The sequence below is a fragment of the Deferrisoma palaeochoriense genome, from assembly GCF_054656955.1.
On sequence record NZ_BAAHXI010000027.1, the window covers coordinates 30,756 to 47,802 of the forward strand.

At 73.6% G+C, this 17,047-nt stretch carries 20 protein-coding genes; 13 read left to right on the forward strand and 7 right to left on the reverse strand.

The window, feature by feature from the left end:
* The first annotated feature begins 32 nt into the window (after positions 1-32).
* The 5 genes from miaA (at position 33) to ACYQ8L_RS09285 (ending at position 4,099) form a co-directional block, all read left to right on the forward strand.
* Positions 33-974, forward strand: coding sequence for a tRNA (adenosine(37)-N6)-dimethylallyltransferase MiaA (miaA, locus tag ACYQ8L_RS09265; protein WP_459941524.1), 942 nt, complete (start codon positions 33-35; stop codon positions 972-974).
* 213 nt (positions 975-1,187) lie between these two features.
* A complete protein-coding gene (hfq, locus tag ACYQ8L_RS09270; RefSeq protein WP_459941504.1) occupies positions 1,188-1,433 on the forward strand; it encodes an RNA chaperone Hfq in 246 nt (81 codons plus the stop codon).
* The gene (locus ACYQ8L_RS09275) at positions 1,408-2,532 is read left to right on the forward strand and encodes a hypothetical protein (protein WP_459941505.1); all 1,125 of its coding nucleotides are present in this window, start codon (positions 1,408-1,410) and stop codon (positions 2,530-2,532) included. The genes hfq and ACYQ8L_RS09275 overlap by 26 nt, the downstream gene beginning before the upstream one ends.
* Positions 2,529-3,527: a tRNA dihydrouridine synthase gene (locus ACYQ8L_RS09280; RefSeq protein WP_459941506.1), complete on the forward strand. Its 999-nt coding sequence runs from the start codon at positions 2,529-2,531 to the stop codon at positions 3,525-3,527. The genes ACYQ8L_RS09275 and ACYQ8L_RS09280 overlap by 4 nt, the downstream gene beginning before the upstream one ends.
* Positions 3,509-4,099, forward strand: coding sequence for a Maf family protein (locus ACYQ8L_RS09285; RefSeq protein WP_459941507.1), 591 nt, complete (start codon positions 3,509-3,511; stop codon positions 4,097-4,099). Before ACYQ8L_RS09280 ends, ACYQ8L_RS09285 begins: the two co-directional genes overlap by 19 nt.
* Here the strand turns inward: ACYQ8L_RS09285 and ACYQ8L_RS09290 are convergent.
* Positions 4,058-4,432, reverse strand: coding sequence for a hypothetical protein (locus ACYQ8L_RS09290; RefSeq protein WP_459941508.1), 375 nt, complete (start codon positions 4,430-4,432; stop codon positions 4,058-4,060). The two genes, ACYQ8L_RS09285 and ACYQ8L_RS09290, sit on opposite strands and share 42 nt — an antisense overlap.
* Before the next feature lie 299 nt (positions 4,433-4,731).
* On the opposite strand from ACYQ8L_RS09290, the gene ACYQ8L_RS09295 reads away from it, so the two are divergent.
* The 3 genes from ACYQ8L_RS09295 (at position 4,732) to ACYQ8L_RS09305 (ending at position 7,857) form a co-directional block, all read left to right on the forward strand.
* Complete coding sequence (locus ACYQ8L_RS09295) at positions 4,732-5,916, forward strand: TIGR04013 family B12-binding domain/radical SAM domain-containing protein (protein WP_459941509.1); 1,185 nt, start codon at positions 4,732-4,734, stop codon at positions 5,914-5,916.
* A gap of 238 nt (positions 5,917-6,154) precedes the next feature.
* Entirely contained in the window at positions 6,155-6,970 is an 816-nt protein-coding gene (locus tag ACYQ8L_RS09300; RefSeq protein WP_459941510.1) for a DUF3786 domain-containing protein, read from the forward strand.
* Positions 6,967-7,857: a LysR substrate-binding domain-containing protein gene (locus tag ACYQ8L_RS09305; RefSeq protein WP_459941511.1), complete on the forward strand. Its 891-nt coding sequence runs from the start codon at positions 6,967-6,969 to the stop codon at positions 7,855-7,857. Before ACYQ8L_RS09300 ends, ACYQ8L_RS09305 begins: the two co-directional genes overlap by 4 nt.
* On the opposite strand, the gene tatC is transcribed toward ACYQ8L_RS09305, so the two are convergent.
* The 4 genes from tatC to sfsA all read right to left on the reverse strand — a co-directional run bounded on the left by tatC (position 7,843) and on the right by sfsA (position 11,203).
* Positions 7,843-8,673 carry a twin-arginine translocase subunit TatC gene (gene tatC, locus ACYQ8L_RS09310; protein ID WP_459941512.1) on the reverse strand — a complete coding sequence of 277 codons (831 nt, stop codon included), beginning with the start codon at positions 8,671-8,673 and terminating at the stop codon, positions 7,843-7,845. The genes ACYQ8L_RS09305 and tatC overlap by 15 nt on opposite strands.
* A 21-nt stretch (positions 8,674-8,694) precedes the next feature.
* Positions 8,695-8,997 (reverse strand): twin-arginine translocase TatA/TatE family subunit, encoded by a 303-nt coding sequence (locus tag ACYQ8L_RS09315; protein WP_459941513.1) that lies wholly within the window; start codon positions 8,995-8,997, stop codon positions 8,695-8,697.
* Positions 8,998-9,219: 222 nt separating this feature from the next.
* A complete protein-coding gene (locus ACYQ8L_RS09320; RefSeq protein WP_459941514.1) occupies positions 9,220-10,359 on the reverse strand; it encodes a prolyl oligopeptidase family serine peptidase in 1,140 nt (379 codons plus the stop codon).
* Positions 10,360-10,486: 127 nt separating this feature from the next.
* A complete protein-coding gene (gene sfsA / locus ACYQ8L_RS09325; RefSeq protein WP_459941515.1) occupies positions 10,487-11,203 on the reverse strand; it encodes a DNA/RNA nuclease SfsA in 717 nt (238 codons plus the stop codon).
* Positions 11,204-11,263: 60 nt separating this feature from the next.
* Between sfsA and ACYQ8L_RS09330 the strand changes: the two genes are divergently transcribed.
* On the forward strand, positions 11,264-11,467 hold the full coding sequence (locus ACYQ8L_RS09330; protein WP_459941516.1) for a hypothetical protein: 204 nt from the start codon (positions 11,264-11,266) through the stop codon (positions 11,465-11,467).
* 216 nt (positions 11,468-11,683) lie between these two features.
* Here the strand turns inward: ACYQ8L_RS09330 and ACYQ8L_RS09335 are convergent, their stop codons facing one another.
* Positions 11,684-12,496: an energy transducer TonB gene (locus ACYQ8L_RS09335; protein ID WP_459941517.1), complete on the reverse strand. Its 813-nt coding sequence runs from the start codon at positions 12,494-12,496 to the stop codon at positions 11,684-11,686.
* Positions 12,497-12,514: 18 nt separating this feature from the next.
* Positions 12,515-12,883, reverse strand: a complete 369-nt coding sequence (locus ACYQ8L_RS09340) for a hypothetical protein (RefSeq protein WP_459941518.1) — start codon at positions 12,881-12,883, stop codon at positions 12,515-12,517.
* A 301-nt stretch (positions 12,884-13,184) separates the two neighbouring features.
* Between ACYQ8L_RS09340 and ACYQ8L_RS09345 the strand changes: the two genes are divergently transcribed.
* The 4 genes from ACYQ8L_RS09345 to ACYQ8L_RS09360 are packed head-to-tail and all read left to right on the forward strand — an operon-like array spanning position 13,185 to position 16,786.
* Entirely contained in the window at positions 13,185-14,384 is a 1,200-nt protein-coding gene (locus tag ACYQ8L_RS09345) for a pyridoxal phosphate-dependent aminotransferase (protein WP_459941519.1), read from the forward strand.
* The gene (locus ACYQ8L_RS09350) at positions 14,381-14,812 is read left to right on the forward strand and encodes a DUF1178 family protein (RefSeq protein ID WP_459941520.1); all 432 of its coding nucleotides are present in this window, start codon (positions 14,381-14,383) and stop codon (positions 14,810-14,812) included. The genes ACYQ8L_RS09345 and ACYQ8L_RS09350 overlap by 4 nt, the downstream gene beginning before the upstream one ends.
* Positions 14,805-15,653 (forward strand): radical SAM protein, encoded by an 849-nt coding sequence (locus ACYQ8L_RS09355; RefSeq protein WP_459941521.1) that lies wholly within the window; start codon positions 14,805-14,807, stop codon positions 15,651-15,653. Before ACYQ8L_RS09350 ends, ACYQ8L_RS09355 begins: the two co-directional genes overlap by 8 nt.
* On the forward strand, positions 15,650-16,786 hold the full coding sequence (locus ACYQ8L_RS09360; protein ID WP_459941522.1) for an aminotransferase class V-fold PLP-dependent enzyme: 1,137 nt from the start codon (positions 15,650-15,652) through the stop codon (positions 16,784-16,786). Before ACYQ8L_RS09355 ends, ACYQ8L_RS09360 begins: the two co-directional genes overlap by 4 nt.
* Positions 16,787-17,047: the final 261 nt, after the last annotated feature.

Here is a 17,047-nt window from a genome sequence, read left to right on the forward strand (position 1 = left end):
ACGAACGGCGAACGACCGGCGAGCCGGGCCGTCTGGCCGCCCAGCCGCCTGGCCGCCCGGCGATCCTCGTCCTCACCGGCCCCACGGCCTCGGGGAAGACCCGGTTCGCCATCGAGGTGGCCGAGCGGATCGGGGGCGAGATCGTGTCGGCCGACTCCATGCAGGTATACCGGCACCTCGACATCGGCACGGCCAAGCCCACCCCGGCCGAGCGGGCCCGGGTGCCCCACCACCTGATCGACGTGGCCGATCCCGACGAGCCCTTCCACGCGGCCCGGTTCGTGGAGGAAGCCGACCGGGCCATCGCCGCGATCGCGGCGCGGGGCCTCGTGCCCATCGTGTGCGGGGGCACCGCGCTCTATGTCAAGGCGCTTCTCCACGGCCTTGCGCCCGCGCCGGGGCGGGACCCGGCCGTGCGGGCCGAACTCGAGGCCCGGTGGGACCGGGGCGAGGCGGCGGCCCTGTACGAGGAGCTCCGGGCCGCCGACCCCGACACGGCCCGGCGCCTCCACCCCAACGACCGCACCCGGATCCTGCGGGCCCTCGAGGTGTGGCGGGTGTCGGGCCGGCCGCTCTCGGCCTTCCTCCGGGAGCACGGGTTCCGGGAGGCCCGGTACCGGACGCTCCTCCTGGCGCTCCGGGTCGAACGGGCCGAACTCTACCGCCGGATCGACGAGAGGGTCCTGGCCATGGTGGAGGCCGGGTGGGTCGAGGAGGTCCGGCGGGTGCTCGCCCTGGGGTACGGCCCGGATCTTCCGCCGCTCCAGGCCATCGGGTACCGCCAGATCTGCGAGCACGTCGTGGGGGGCCGACCCCTGGACGAGGTGATCCCCGAGATCCAGAAGGAGACCCGCCACTTCGCCAAGCGCCAGATGACCTGGTTCCGCCGGATGCCCGTGGAGTGGGTGGGGCCGGACGAGGTGGACGAAGCGGTGGCGCGTTGGCGGGAGTTCGCCCGGGCCCCCTGCCCCTGACCCGGTTCCCCCGGAGACGCCGGAAGGGGGGAGAGTTGGCCGGGCGCCGGGACCTCACCATCGCGCCGCCGTGCCGGTTGGAGCCTCCCAGCCTTCCGGCTTTCCGGCCTCCCCGCCGGAAATGGGTTTGCAATCTTCCCGCGAGGCGCTAAGATACGCGCCCGTTTCGGTGATCCTTTTTTCCGTTTCCCTTTCCTGACGAGGGGGTTTCCCATGGCCGCCAAGGCGAAGCTCAACATCCAGGACCAGTTTCTGAACAACCTGCGGCGCGAGAAGGCCCAGGTGACCGTGCGGCTCACCTCGGGCGAGGAGGTGGAGGGGGTCGTCAAGGCCTTCGACAACTTCTGCGTCGTGGTGAAAACCCCGGGGAACTACCTTCTCCTCTACAAGCACGCCATCGCGTACATCCGCCCGTTCGAGGCCCTGAAAAAGTTTGAAGCGATCTACGAAAACTTCTAGGGCCGCCGTTCTCCTCGTCGTCTGCCTCGCCTTCGCCCTGCCGGCGGGGGCGGCCGGGCTGCCCCTGGTGGTGGAGGTGTCGTCCGATCCTTCGCCGGCCGGGGGCGGTGTGCCGCCGGAGGTCCTGGCCCAGGCCAGCGACCTGGCCGTGAAGGCGGCGGTGGAACGTCACGTGGCCCCGGCCGACCGGGGCCGGGCCCTCGCGGCCCTTGGCCCGGCGGGGCGGTACGTGCAGCGCCTTTCCGTGCTGACGGACCGGGTGGAGGGGGGCCGCCGGGTCACCGAGGTGGAAGCCGTGGTCGACCGGGACCGGGTGCTGGAGGTGCTCGCCGGGTTCGGGATCCCCACGGCCCGGCTTGCCGTAAGGCCCCGCGTGCTCGTGGCCGCCGCCCCGGGCCCCGCGGCCGCCCCGTTCGTGCGGGCGTTCGCCGACGCGCTCGGGCGGGAGGGCGTGAGGTTTCGGACGGCCCCGGGGGACGGCACCGCGGAGGAGGCGATCGAGGCGGCGCGCACCCTGGGGTGCCACGTGGTGTTCCTGGCCCGCGTGGAGGCCGCGGTGCAGGCGATGCCCCCGCCGGCCTCGGGCCCCGCCCTGGTGCCGGGCGAGGGGCAGCCCGAAGAGGGGTGGGCGGTGGCGTCCGCCACGGCCCGGGGGTGGGTGGTGGACGCGGTTACGGGGGACCCCTTGGGCGAAGCGGAGACCGCGGCCGACGGCGCCGGGGCCGACGGCGTGGAGGCCGAGGCCCGCGCCGCCGCCCGGGCCGGCCGGCGGCTCGTGGCGGCCCTCCTCGCGGCATTGGAGCGGTCGGGGTGGGGCCTGACGGGGGAGCCCGAGATCCTCCGGATCCGGGTGACGGGGCTTCCGGCCCCCCGGGCCCTCGAGGACCTGGAGGCGGCCCTGGCCGGCCTGGCCGAGGTGGAGGAGGTCCGGCTCGCCGAGATCGCCTGGCGGGAGGGGCTCTGGGAGGTCCGGGCTCGGCCCGGAGGGTTCCCCTGGGACGTGGTGCTCTCCTGGGTGAGCCTGCCCGGGGGGCGGGTGCGGGTCGAGGCCGAGGAAGGGGGGGATCTCCGCTGCACCTGGGTGGACGGGGAGCGGTGAGGGCGGGGCGGCCGTTCGCGGCCCGGGGGCTCACGGTGGATCCCCCGCTCTTCCTCGCGCCCATGGCGGGCCTCACCCACACGGCCCTCCGGCGGCTCCTCGTGGAACTCGGCGGGGTGGGGCTCCTCTCCACCGAGATGCTCGCCGCCCGGGCCCTTCCCCAGGAGCGGCCCGACCACCCGTTCCTCCTCCGCACGCCCGAGGAAACCCCCCTCTCCTGGCAGCTCCTGGTGGGCCGGCCCGAGGACGTGGCGCCGGCCGTCGAGGCCCTGGAGCGCCTCGGCGCCGACGCCGTGGACCTCAACCTGGGGTGCCCGGCGCCCCAGGCCCGGAAGCGGGGCGGCGGGGCGTTCCTGGCGGCCGATCTCCCCCGGGCCCGGGCCGTGGTCCGGGAGGCGCGCCGCCGGTGGGCGGGGCCGCTCTCGGCAAAGTTCCGGCTGGGGGAGGGGCCCGACGAGGCGCCGCTCAGGGACCTCGTGGCGCTCCTGGGGGACGAGGGGGTGGACTGGGTCACGGTGCACGCCCGGTTCCGCGGGGAACCCTACGGCCGGCCGGCCCGGTGGGACTGGATCGCCCGGGTGAAGGTGTGGTCTACGGTGCCCGTGGTCGGAAACGGGGGGGTGGCCACGGCCGACGATGTGGGCCGGATGCTCCGGGAGACGGGGTGCGACGGGGTCATGGTCGGCCGGGCGGCGGCAAGGACCCCGTGGCTCTTCCGGGAGGCCGCCCGGCGGGTGTTCGGCCGCGACCTTCCGGGCGGCCGGCCTGACCCGGCGGGGGTGTACCGGAGGTTCGCGGCCCTCGTGGCCGAGAGCTTCGACGAGCGACGGGCCCTGGGCCGGCTCAAGGAGTTCACCCACCACTTCGCCGAGAACTACGCCTTCGGCCATGGGCTCGCGAGCGCGGTGCAGGCCAGCCGGTCGCTCGCCGAGGCCGTGGCCCGGGCCGAGGCGTTTTTAGAGGAGCACGAGCCCCGATGGACGGTCTGCCCCTGATCCTCGCGTCCACGAGCTCGTACCGCCGGGAACTCCTGGAGCGGCTCCGGCTCCCGTTCGAGGTGGCCGAGCCCGCCTACGACGAACCGGCGCTGACTGGGGTGGCCCCGGCCGAGTTGGCCCGGCGCCATGCCCTGGGGAAGGCCCGCTCCGTGGCCGCAGCCCACCCGGAGCGCATCGTGATCGGGTCGGACCAGGTGGCCGAGCTCGAGGGCGAGATCCTGGGGAAGCCGGGCACCCGGGAGCGGGCCGTGGCCCAACTCCTTCGGGCGTCGGGCCGGGCCGTGCGGTTCCACACCGGGCTCGCCGTGGTGTGGGGCGGGCGGGAAGAGACGACGGTAGAGCCCTTTTCGGTGACGTTCCGGCGCCTCACCCCGGCCCAGGTCGAGGCCTATGTGGACCTCGACCGGCCGTTGGGCTCGGCGGGGTCGTTCAAGATCGAGGCCCTGGGGATCGCCCTGATGGAGCGGATGGAGGGCCGGGACTACACGGCCCTGATCGGGCTCCCGCTCATGGCCTTGGTGGACCGGCTAGAGGCGCTGGGGGTGGACGTTCTCACGGCCCCCCGCTGAGAGATACCGGCCGCGCAGGTGCCCGAGGCTCGACTCCAGGGCCTCCCGTACCGACGCCCGGAACTCGGCCGGCAGCCCGCCGCAGGCCCCGAGCAGGGTTTCCTTGAGGTACATCTCGAAGTGGTCCCAGTAGATCGGGCTCCGGAGCGCCCAGGTGCGGGAAGGGTCGGCCTCGTTCTCCGCAATGGTGTGCTCCAGGGCGGCGGTGATGCCCGCGAGGAGTTCGCGCACGGCGACCGGCTCGCGCCACACCCCCTCGCGGTGGGCCGCATGGAGCGCCCGCTGGAGCTTGGTGGTGCCGGGGCATCGGAACTCGGCCCGACTCGCGGACATGGCCGTTCCCTCCTCTTTGTGCCGGGCGGCGGGGCCGCGAAGCGGTTCGGCGGGACAAACTCGGGACCTCGGGCCGGCGCACCCCCGGCGGTACCGGAATCCAGGGCAGCCCTGCCCTGATGTGCCGTGGCGGCCTGCCCTCCCACGCCGCGCGGAAGCCTTCCGCCGGGGCGCCCGGCCGGTATCCATGCACGGTCCGTGCCCGTTTCCGCCGGGGAGGGAGCGGGAAAGTGGGAAACGCGCTTCCCAATCTGGGAACCAAATTCCCCTGAACGGGGACAGGAAAGGGAACCGACGCGGTGGCACCCCCAACCCTTTGCATCCTCCGGGAAACCCCGACCAACCGGTATTCGCTGAACGCGGTGGCCGCGCTCCTGGAGGCGGCCGGGGCGGCGTGGCGCTCTGCCGGGTCGGCTCGCGACCTCGAGGCCGCTGCGGCGCCGGGCACCGCGGTGCTCTACTCGTTCATGACCCCGGACCTGGAGCGGGTCCGGGACGAGGTGGCGGCCCTCAGGCCGCGCCTACCCGGGGTCCGGTGGGTGGCCGGGGGCACCCACCCCTCGGCCGATCCGGAAGGCACCCTGACCCTCGGGTTCGACCACGTGTTCGTCGGGGAGGCCGAACGCACCCTGGGCCCGTTCCTCGCCGCCGGGGACGGGCCGGCGGTGATCCGGGACCCCGAGGGCGGTCCGGCCGAGTTGGACCCGTTCCCGGCCCTTTCGGAGGCGCGGCCCGGCCCGGTGGAGATCACCCGGGGGTGCCGGGGCGGGTGCCGGTTTTGCGCGGTGGGGCGCCGGCGGGTGCGGCACCGGAGCCCGGAGGCGGTGCTGGCCGCGGCGGGCCCCATGGTCGCCGCGGGCCGCCGGGTGATCCGGTTCATCACCCCGGACGCCCTGGCCTACGGGGGAGGCCTCGGGGCGGTGGAGGAGCTTCTCAAGGGGCTCCGGGCCCGGGGCGCCGAGCCGGTGCTGGGCACGTTCCCGTCCGAGGTGCGGCCCGAGCGGGTGACGCCCGAGGCGGCCGAGCTCGTGGCGCGGCTCTGCCACAACCGCACCCTGGTGATCGGCGGCCAGTCGGGAAGCGACCGGGTGCTCCGGCTCCTCGGCCGGGGCCACACCGTGGCCGACGTGGTGGCGGCGGCAGGGAACGCCGCGGGGGCGGGGCTTCGGCCCAACGTGGACGTGATCTTCGGCATCCCGGGGGAAACGCCCGACGAGCAGGCGGCCACGGTCGAGCTCTGCCGAGAGCTCCACCGCGGGTTCGGGGCCCGGATCCACGCCCACTATTTCCACCCGCTCCCGGGCACCCCCCTGTGGGGGGCCGACCCGGAACCGCTGTACCCCGAGACCGAGGCGTTCCTCGTGGGGGCCGAGAGGGCGGGGTACCTGGACGGCTCGTGGCGCGACCAGATCGCGCTCGCCCGCCGGATCCGGGAGTGGGCCGAGCTAGGTTGGATCAGGACGGCTGGACGGCTGGGCGGCTAGGCGGCTGGGGCTTCCCGTGGTATCTGCAATTCCGATATAGTTGAGTTGTCGTATCAATAGGTAGCGAGCGACCCCAGCAATCGGGTGGGATTGTGCTTCCTGTGTCGCGGCCTGCCGCGACCGGGATGCCGTCCCTCGAGTCCGGCCGGGGCGGCCAGTTCGGGTTCGCTTCTCCCTCCGGGTGTCGGGGGGGGCCGCGTCCACCGTCCGAACGTCCACGCGTCCCAACGGAACCGCCATGTCCTACAAAGTCCTCGATCTCTTCAAAGACCTGCCCGGCACGAACTGCGGCGACTGCGGGAAGCCGGGCTGTTTCGCGTTTGCCACCGCGGTGTACCTGGAGGCCTACCCCCTGGAACGCTGCCCCCACCTGGGGGAGGCCGGGGCCGCGATCCGGGCCAAGCTGGAGGCCGACCGGGCCGAGGGCGGGGGTCGGAAGCCCGACTCCAGCGAGCAGGCTCTGGAGCACCTGCGGGGCGTGATCGCGGGGCGCGACCTCGCCGAGGTGGCCGAGCGGTGCGGCGGGCGCTACCACAAGGGGCCCCCCGAGGCCGTGGAGGTGGCGTTCCTCGGCATCCCCCACCGAATCCTCCGGGACGACGTGGTGGCCGAGGGGGAACCGCCGACGGTGTGGGTGAAGATCCTCCTTCTCATCTACGCCACCCGGGCGACCGGCAGGCCCCCCGCCGGGGAGTGGATCGCGTTTCGGGAACTCCCCAACTCGGTGAGCAAGGCCAAATCGTTCGAGGCCTCGGCGGCCCGGATCGCGGACGGGTTCGCCGGGGAGCCCGGGGCGCTGGCCGAGGCCGTGGGCCGGGTGGGGGGGCGGCCGGTGGAGCACCCCTCGGCGCCCCAGGCGTTCCGGATCGACGCCCTGCCCCGGGTGCCGCTCCTCCTTCTCTTCTGGCCCGCCGACGAGGAGTTCGGCGCCCGGGCCACCCTGCTCGTCGACCGCGGGGTGCTCGACTACCTCGACCAGGAGGCCCTGGTGTTCCTGTCGGAAGCCCTGGCCCAGAAACTCCTGGGCGGGGATCTCGCCGAGGTGGTGGCGTGACGTTCCGGCACCTGGAGGCCTTCGTCGCCGTGGCCCGGGAAGGGGGGTTCACGCGGGCGGCCGAACGGCTTTGCCTCACCCAGCCCACGGTGAGCGGCCAGATCCGGGAGCTGGAGGAGGAACTGGGGCTGGAGCTCTTCCACCGCCTGCCCCGGGCGGTGGAGCTCACCGACGCGGGGAAAGCGCTTCTTCCGAAAGCCCTCGATGCCCTGGCCTCCCGGGACCGGTTCGCCCAGGAGGCGGCTGCGTTGCGGGGTCTCGTGGCCGGGGAGCTTGCGGTGCACGCGAGCACGATCCCCGGGGAGTACCTGCTGCCGCCCGTGCTGGCCCGGTTCAAGGCCGAGCACCCCGGGGTGCGGGTGATCCTCCGGGTGGCCGACACGAGCGAGGTGCTCCGGCGGGTGGAGGAGGGGGACGCATGCCTCGGGGTCGTGGGGAGCGCGGCGGGAGGCGAGTTGGCCTCGGAGCCCCTCTGGTCGGACCGGATCGTCCTCCTGGTGCCGGCGGGCTGGCCGGTGGCCGACCGGATCGCGGCCGAGGACCTGGGGGATCTGCCCCTGGTGGCCCGGGAGCCGGGTTCCGGAACCCGCCGCACGGTGGAGGCGGCCCTGGGGGAGCACCGGGTGCGGCCCCGGGTGGTGGCCGAGCTCGGGTCCACCACGGCGGTGCTCGAAGCGGTGAAGGCCGGGCTGGGCGGCGGGTTCGTGTCGGAGAGGGCCGCGGCCGAGGCCCTGGCCACGGGCCGGGTTCGGAGCGTGGCCGTGGATGGGGTGGTCCCCGTGAGCCGGCGGTTCTTGGCCGTTTGGCACCCCCGCCGGGCCCTGGGGCCTGCGGCCCGGGCCCTGCTCGGGCTCCTGCGGGAAGAGGCCGGATCAGCCGGCGGGTGAGCCCTGTTCCGCCGGCTCTTCCTCGGTGTCCTCCCCCTCCTCGCCGTCCTCGTCCTCCCCGGGTTTCGGCCCGAACACCCTGGCCACCACGATGCTGATCTCGTAAAGGACCCATAGCGGCCCGGCCATCATCAACTGGGTGACCACGTCCGGCGGGGTGAGCACCGCCGCCGCGATGAAGATGATCACCACGGCGTAGCCCCGGTTCCGGGACAGGGTGCGATGGGTGATGAGGCCCATCTTGGCCAGGAAGAACACGATCACCGGCAGCTCGAACACCACCCCGAAGGCCAAAAGGAGCTTGATCGCGAACCCCACGTAGGCGTCGATGGAGATCGAGGCCTGGATCGGCCCCCCGGCGGCGTATGCCAGCAGGAACTTGAACCCGAACGGGAACACCACGGTGAACGCGAAGGTGACCCCGGCGAAGAAGAACAGCGTGGCCGTGCCCACGAAGGGCCAGACGTAGCGCTTTTCGTGGGGATAGAGCCCCGGGGCCACGAACTTCCAGGCCTGGTACAGGATCACCGGGCTCGCGAGCAGAACCCCCCCCAGGAACCCCATCTTGAGGTGGGTGAGGAACCCCTCCTGCACCCGGATCATCGCGAGGTGGCTCCCCTCGGGCAGGGCCTCCACCAGGGGCTGCACGAAAAACGCGAACAGCCGTTCACTCACCCCGTAGCACGCGGCGAACCCGGCGATCACGGCCACCGCGCATTTGATGAGCCGCTGGCGCAGTTCCTCCAGGTGGGCCGTGAACGGCAGCTTCTCCTGGTCCTCGGGGTCGAGGGGCGGGGTTTCGGGCGTGTCGGTCATGGGGGGTCGCGGTCCAAGGGGTTACGCGCCGGACGCGGGTCCCGCGTCGGTTTTCTCGGGCGTTTCCGGATCGGCCGGCTTGGGCTCGGCATCGGTGTCCGGGGGCGGGCCGGGCCGGGTCTGGGCCCGGGCCTTCTCCAGGTCCTTCCAGAGTTCCTGGGGGTCCAGGGGCTTGTGGACCTCCTGGTAGATGGTCCGCTGGATGTCCTCGGTCGCCCGGCGGAACTCGGCCAGGCCCCGCCCCAGGGCGCGGGCCAGGTCGGGGAGCCGCTTGGGTCCGATCACGATGAGGGCGATCCCCAACACGAGGAGGATTTCGCCCATTCCCATTCCGAACATCGGAATATCCTAAGAAAGGCTGGGAAGCTGGGAGGCTGGGAGGTTAGGAGGCGTCGGGCCTCCGCGAGCCAGGTTATCGTGACGTTTCCCAGCCGTAGCCCCTCGCCCGGGCCGCCGGGCGCGCCGCCGGCCCGGGCGATGGCGGTTCAGGCTACGGGTGGTGCCGCCCGGCTGTCAAGAAAGAGGGCCCAAAGGGCTGGCGCCTTCTCACCGCAGCCACTCGGCGATCCGGACCCGCCACACGAGGGCCGTGAGCGCCTGCACGACTTCGTCGGTGGTGAAGGCGCAGTGGCCGTAGCGGTCCACCCGGAAGTGGGTGCGCCAGAGGGCCGAGCCCGAGAACAGGGTCTTCAGCCCGTACAGGGGCTCGTGCCAGTAGGGGACGATGGGGTCCCCCGTGGTGTGGAGGGTGACCAGGGGAACCCGAAGGCGGCCCGAGGTCTCGTACCCCTCCGCCACGGCCCGCCGGGCCTCGGGGTCGGCCCGGAACCGCTGGATCCGCAGGTTGAGCCGCCAGTCGTTGTCCGAGCCCGAGTACCAGCGCCGGGTGTTGTCGTAGGGGTTCCCGCCAAGCTTCTCCCGGGCGTCGTTCGTGCCGAACACGTTGTACCAGAGCACCCCGAGCACGGTCTGGGCCCCGGTTTCGGGAACGGCCGGGTCCACGGGCGCCCGGGCCACCCGGAGCAACTGCTCCGTGGCGTGTGGATTTGCGCGGATCGCGGCGAGAACCCGGGGGACGTACACGTCGTCCCACCGGGCGATCAGTTCCTCCGGGATCTCGACCGCGGTTCCCGGCAGCACCCCCGGGAAGAAGTAGTCAAAAAGGACCCGGAAATCCCCCACGTAGTCCAGTTGCCGCTGGAAGCTCCCGACGGGGCCGCAGGCGGCGAGCCCGCCGGAGAAGAGATCCGGGTGTTCCTCCAGGGCCAGCACGGTCACCGCCCCTCCCTCGGACGCCCCGGCGAGGAGAACCCGGGTCGGGTAGAGGCCCTCCGCCGGGAACACGGTCTCCACGAGCTCCCGGACGTCCTCCACCGCCTCGGGAATCACGAGTCCCGTGTCCCGGTAGCTCGTCGCCGCGAAGGCGTACCCGAGCCCGGTCACGAGGTCGGGGATGGAGGTGCCGTCGGGGAGCACGAGCTGGTTCTCGGGGATCGCGACCGGCTCCAGGGGCGAGACGTACCCGTGGGCGAACACGAGAACATCGCCGTTCCACGGATCGGGCACGCAGATCCGGTAAAGGGCGCCGCCCGGCTGGATCCCGTTGCGGCAGGTGGCGGCCGGGGAGGGAGGCGCGAGGACGAGGCAGGCGAACAGAGCGGAGACGAGGGCGCGGCCGAACCTCATGGCTTTCCTCCTTTCCCGGGCGCGGGACCGGCACGCCCGGACACGGGCGCCCTCCCGGAGAGCCGTGGGTCGCCGCCTTCGCGGGGGCAAGCCTAGCGCGCGAATCCCGGGGCACAAGGGGAGACGTTCACGCGGGATCCAGCCGGACCGGCAAAAGCCCGGTGGCCGCGACCCCCTCGGGGGTCACCCGGGTGCCGAGGGCGTAGACCTCCACCCCGGCCCGGGCGGCGCGGGCCAGGCCCTCGGCATAGGCCGGGTCGATGTCGGCCGCGGGTTCGAACCGCCGGCCGTCCTCGCGCTGCACCACGTACACCATGGCGGCCCGGTCGCCCTCGGCCACCCGGGCCGCGAGCTCCTCCAGATGCCGGAGCCCCCGGGCGGTCACGGCGTCGGGGAACCGGGCGGCCCCGTCCTCCACGAGGGTCACGTTCTTGACCTCGACCCAGCACCGGCCCGCCGGGCCCCGAAGCACCAGGTCCACCCGGCTCCGCTCCCCCATGGGGCGCTCCCGCTGGATCTGGTCGAACCCGGAAAGCCCCGGGATCGCCCCGCGTCGCACCGCTTCGGCCACGAGCCGGTTGGGCACGCCGGTGTCCACCCCCACCCAGAACCCGTCGGCCTCGATCGCCTTCCAGGTGTAGCGGAGTTTCCGTTTGGGGTTTCGGCTGTCCCACAGGAGCGCCCGGTGCCCCGGGAAGAGGCACCCCCTCATCGAGCCGGTGTTCGGGCAGTGCGCCACCGTGGGGGTGCCGTCGTCGAGCACCACGTCGGCCAGGAACCGCTGGCGCCGGGCCTGGAACACGCCGAACACCCGGGGTTCGGGAAAGGGGACGAACGGGTTCAAGGGGGGGACCTCCTCGTCCGATGGAAAGGGGGAACGACGCAGCACCCGGAGGTGAGACCCATGAAGGGAATCGGCTGGATCGTGATCCTGCTCGGGCTCCTGGGCGTCGGGTATCTGCTGGCCCGGGACCTGGGGGTCCTCCAGGGCCGGGCCGACGGCCGGGCCGTGCTCGAGCCCCTGGAGCGGGCCAAGGACGTGGCCGACACCGTTCGCTCCACCGAGGAGGCCGTGAAACAGGCCCTGGAGAAGATCTCGAAGGAGTGAGTCGGCGCGGACGCTAGGACGCGCCAGCCGGCGAGGCGGCGAGGCGGCGAGGCGGCTAGGCGGCTAGGCGGCTGGGCGGCCGGGCGGCTCCGGCGTGGGGAGGTTCCGTCCGCACGTCCAAGCGTCCCAACGTCCTACCGTCCCCACGTCCTCGCGTCCTAACGTCCACGCATCCCAGCGTCCGCACGTCCCACCGTCCACCCGTCCCCACGGTCGTCACTCCAACCGGTACTCGAACTGGGCGAAGAGCCGCAGGCGCCGGATGCTCCAGTGCCGGGGGAATTCCGGGAACACCGCCCGGCGCACGGCCTCGGCCGCCTCGTCGTCGAGCACCGGGCTCCCCGAGCTCCGGGTGATCTCGATCTCCTCGGCCCGGCCATCGGCCGTGATCGTGAAGCCCACGGTCACGGAACCGGGCCGGCCCGCCGCCAGGAGCGCCTCCTTCCACCGCCACGACACGTCGATCGCCGCCTGCACCCGGTCGAGGTATCCCCGGTAGCGCGGGTCGGCCGCCCCGAGCTGCAGGGTCACCTCCTCGGCGCCCGCGGTGGGGTCGGGCGGTTCCCGCACGGCGGCGGCGAGGTCCTGGCTCCGGGGTAGGAGCGCGGCGAGGGGCGGCGGAGCCGGCCGGGGCTCGGCCTCGGGAGCGGGGGCCGCCTCCGCGACCGTCCCGGGACGCGGGGCCGGCGGGGCCTCCTCGGGTCGGGGCGCCGGGGATGGGGTCGCGGGCGGCGGCGGAGCCTCGTGTGGCGCCGGTTCCGGTTTGGGGGGCGGCTTGGGCGTCCGCTCCGGCTTTGGCTCGGCCTTCGGCCGGCGCCTGGGCCGGGCCGGGGGGCGGGGCCGCCGGTCCCGCGCGGGGGCCGGTTCGGCCGGGAGTTCTCGCATCTCCACGAGCACGGCCTCGGGTTCCCTCCGGTCCGGTGCCCCGGGCCCGGGGAACCACCAGGCGGCCGCCAGGTGCGCCGCGACCGAGAGCACGAGGGCTAGGAGCGGCGGCAGGATGTCCTCCCGAAACGCCAGGGGTTCCATGGCCGGGGGTTGTCTCCCTCACTCCAGTTCGTCCGCCACGTCGGGGAGGTCCTTGAACCGCAGGTAGGCGTCGCCCACCTGGGCCGTGGCGGGTATGGCCCGGAGCTCCAAGCCGAAGGGCTCACAGGCCGCGGCCAGCGCGCGCTTCAGGACCTCCAGGGCCCGCCGGGCCTCCGCCGCGGGCGGCGTTTCGGGCCACTCCAGGGTGATCCAGCAGGGGGTCCAGCGGGCATCTCCCCCCACGGCCGGCCCCTCGCAGCCCCGCCCCCGGCCCGAGAACTGCACGCCCCCGCCGGCCCCCGGTGCCAACCGGCCGGGCTCGAGGAGCCCCGCGATCTCCTCCAGGGCGGCCTCGGGGAGGCTGATCTCGAAGAGCACCCGCACCATGATCTCGGCCTCCTTGACCGGCGCAAACGTCGAGGGTCCAGGCTAAGCCAGCCGGCCCGCCGGGGCAAGCTCGCCTTGCCGGTTGGGAAAACCGGCTGTTATGATCGGCTGGGCGGCTGGGCGGCTAGGCGGCTAGGCGGCTAGGCGGCTGGAAAGCTGGAAGGCTCGCAAAGCCAGCAAAGCCCGCAAGGCCCGGGGGGGCGAAAGCTGCCTTTGCAGGACTCCGGGGGGCCGCTCCGCGTCGGGCAAGGGGCCGATCGCGGAATCCGTTACTTCTTCGTGCACCGGGGGCAGAGCACCCATGACCGAAACGTCCCAGGCCCGATGCGCCTCGCCGGTTTCCCGCCGGGCCCAGGCGCTGCCGAGCTTCATCGCGATGGACGTGCTGGAAACCGCCGTGGCCATGGAGCGGGGCGGGGCGCACATCGTGCACCTCGAGGTCGGGGAGCCCGACTTCGACACCCCCGAGCCCGTGCGGCGGGCCGCCGCCGAGGCCCTGGAGCGGGGGGAGACCCACTACACCCACAGCCTGGGGATCCACGAACTGCGAGCCGAGATCGCGGCCCACTACCGGGCCCGGTACGGGGTGGACGTGGACCCGGAGCGGGTGATCGTGACCTCGGGGTCGTCGCCGGCCCTGTTCCTCACCTTCGCGGCGCTCCTGGACCCGGGGGACCAGGTGGTGGTCACCGACCCGTGCTACGCCTGTTATCCCCCGATCATCGAGTTCTGCGGGGGGGAGCCGGTGCGGGTGCGGGTGCGCGAGGAGGACGCGTTCCAGTTCGTGCCCGAGGACCTCACGGGGCCGGTGGGGCCCCGGACCAAGGCCGTGCTCGTGAACTCGCCCGCCAACCCCACGGGCACCCTGATCGACCGCGACCGGCTGGCCGAGGTGGCCCGTCGGGCCGAGGCCGCCGGGGCCTACGTGGTGTCCGACGAGATCTACCACGGGCTCGTGTACGAGGGCCGGGAGCACTCGATCCTGGAGTTCACCGACCGGGCCTTCGTGATCAACGGGTTCTCGAAGCTCTACGCCATGACCGGCTGGCGGCTCGGGTACGTGATCGCCCCGCCCGAGTTCGTGCGGCCCATGCAGAAGCTCCAGCAGAACTTCTTCATCTCGGCCAACGCCTTCGTGCAACGGGCGGGCATCGCGGCCCTCACCCAGACCGACCCCCACGTGGCCGAGATGCTCGCCACCTACGACCGGCGCCGGCGCTACATGATCGAGCGGCTCGAGGCCATGGGGTTCCGGTTCCGGTGCCACCCCACGGGGGCGTTCTACGTGTTCGTGAACGTGCGCCACCTCACCGACGACGTCTACCGGTTCGCCTTCGACATCCTGGAGAAGGCCCGGGTGGGGTGCACGCCGGGGGTGGATTTCGGCCCCGGGGGGGAAGGGTACATCCGGTTCACCTACGCCAACTCCCTCGAGAACATCCGCGAGGGCATGGACCGGCTCGAGGCCTACCTCGCAGAGCGGTCCGCGGAGGCCCGATGATCACGTTCGATCTGTCGTGCGACCAGGGACACCGGTTCGAGGGCTGGTTCCGGAACCGGGAGGAGTTCGAGCGCCAGCTCGCCGAGGGGCTCCTCGTGTGCCCCCTGTGTGGGTCGGGGAAGATCAAGAAGGAGCCGAGCGCCCCGGCCGTGCACGTGGCCCGGCGGACCGCCCCCGAGACCCCGCCCCCCGGCGCGGGGCAGGCCGAGAAGCCCCGGCCCGAGGCCTTTTTCCTCGCGCTCGCCCGGTTCGTGGAGAAGCATTTCGAGGACGTGGGCGACCGGTTCGCCGAAGAGGCCCGCAAGATCCACCGGGGCGAGGCCGAGGCCCGAAACATCCGGGGCACCACAACCCCCGCCGAGGAGGAGGCCCTCCGGGAGGAGGGGGTCGAGTTCCTGAAGGTTCCCCTGCCCAAATACGATGCCTGAGCTCTCCGCCCCCGTGCGCGTGACCTGGGATCTGCCGCCCGACCCGGACCTCGCCAGGGCGCTCTGGGGCCGGCTGTGCGAGGCCCGGGTGCTGTTCGTCGAGGTCCACGTGGCTCCCACGGCACTCGCCGGTCTCTCTGGCCTCGCCCACGGGTGGGCCGAGGCCTCGGGGCCCCGCCCGTCGCTCCTGGGGCGCGCCGACCCCCTTCTGGCCGCCTTCGAGGCCCTGGGGCCGCGGGCCGTGGCCGAGGCCGAGGTGAAGGTGCTGCCCCCCTACCGGCCGGAGCGGAGCGTCGAGGCGCTGGCCGGGGCCACCCACCGGCTCGGGCCCGCGCTGTGGTGCGATCCCGAGGGGCTCGGGGAGCTGCCCGAGGCGGTCCGGCTCGCCCGCGCGTACGGCCTGTCCGGGGTGGATCTGCTGAACCCCCCCGCACCGGCCCGGCCCCTTTCGGCCGGGGACCGGGCCCGGGCCGCGGAGCTCTGGCGGGCCGAGGGCGAGGGGTTGGAGGCCCGGGTCCACGATCTCTTCCTCGCCCGGGACATGGGCCTCGACGTGTCGGGCTACCGGGGCTGCCAGGGGGCCTCGTTCCTCGCCCACGTGACGGCCGAAGGCCGGCTCGTGGCCTGCCGGACCCACCCGGTGGACCTCGGCGACCTCGCCTCCACCCCCCTGACCGGCCTCTGGGCCGCCCCCCGGCGGGCCGAGGCGGCCGCCCGGCTGGGGGCCGTGCCCGAGGCCTGCGGGGCCTGTGGGCTCTCGGCTTCGTGCCGGGGGGGGTGCCCGGGCCTCGCCGGTCCCGACGGCCGCGACGCCTCCTGCCCCGGCCCGGTGCCGCCATGATCTACCTCGACCAGGCCGCCAGCTCCCATCCCAAGCCGCCGGAGGTGTACCGGGCCGCGGCCGAGGCCCTGGAGCTCGGGGCCAATCCCGGCCGCTCGGGCCACCGCCGGGCCCTGGAGGCGGCCCGCCGGATCCACGGCGCCCGCGAGGCCGTGGCCCGGCTCTTCGGGGTGGCCGACCCGGCCCGGATCGTCTTCACCCTAAACGGCACCCACGCCTTGAACCAGGCCCTCAAGGGGGTGCTTCGGCCGGGGGATCACGTGGTCACCTCGGTGATGGAGCACAACAGCGTGCTCCGGCCCCTGGCCGCCCTGGAGCGGAAGGGCGTCTCGGTGACCCGGGTGGGGGCCGACGCCCAGGGCCGGGTGCGGGCCGCCGAGATCGAGAAGGCCATCCGGCCCGAGACCCGGCTCGTGGCGTTGGTGCACGCGTCGAACGTGTCGGGCACCCTGCAACCGGCGGCCGAGGTGGGGGAACTGTGCCGGAAGAAGGGAATCGTGTTTTTGCTCGACGCGGCCCAGACCGCCGGGGTCGTGCCGATCGCCGTGGAGGACCTGGGCTGCCACCTTCTGGCCGCCCCGGGCCACAAGGGCCTCCTGGGGCCCCAGGGCACCGGGGTGCTCTACGTGCATCCCGATCTCGAACTGGAGCCGCTCCTCGACGGGGGCACCGGGACCCGGAGCGAGGAGCCCCGGATGCCGGCCGAGATGCCCGAGGCCCTGGAGGGCGGCACGCTGAACACCCCCGGGATCGCGGGGCTCGGGGCGGGGGTCGAGTGGCTTCTCGGCCGGGGGGTCGAGGCCGTCCGGCGCCACGAGGAGGAGATCCTCGGGGTCCTGCTTCCCGAGCTTCGGCGGATCCCGGGGCTCGTGCTCTACGGCCCGGAGGACCCGGCCGAGCGGGTGGCCGTGGTGTCGTTCAACCTCGAGGGCCGGGACGGCGCCCACGTGGGGTTCGCCCTGGACGAGCTCCACGGCATCGCGGTCCGGGTGGGCCTCCACTGCGCGCCGCTCGCTCACAAGGCCCTGGGGTCGTTCCCGGCCGGCTCGGTCCGGGCGAGCTTCGGGGCGCTGAACTCGTTGGCCGACGCCGAGGCCCTGGTCCGGGCCCTCCGGGAGATCGCCCGGCTGTGAAGCCGGGGCCCAGGCGCAGGGCGTGCGGCGCCTTAGGAGCCGGCCTCAACGGCGGATCGAGGGTGAACTCGACGAAACTGCGAAGGCCGTGAGCGTCCTATGAACCCGGCGCCAATAGAGGCGCGCAAGGAGATCGCGGGGGCATGGGACCTGCTTCCGGCCGTGCGTGAGTGCGGCATCCGGCTTACGCTGCATCCGTCACTCAGCCGCGTGGACGGAGGCACTCAGAAACTCTGGGCGTTTTCGCCAGTCCGCTTGGCC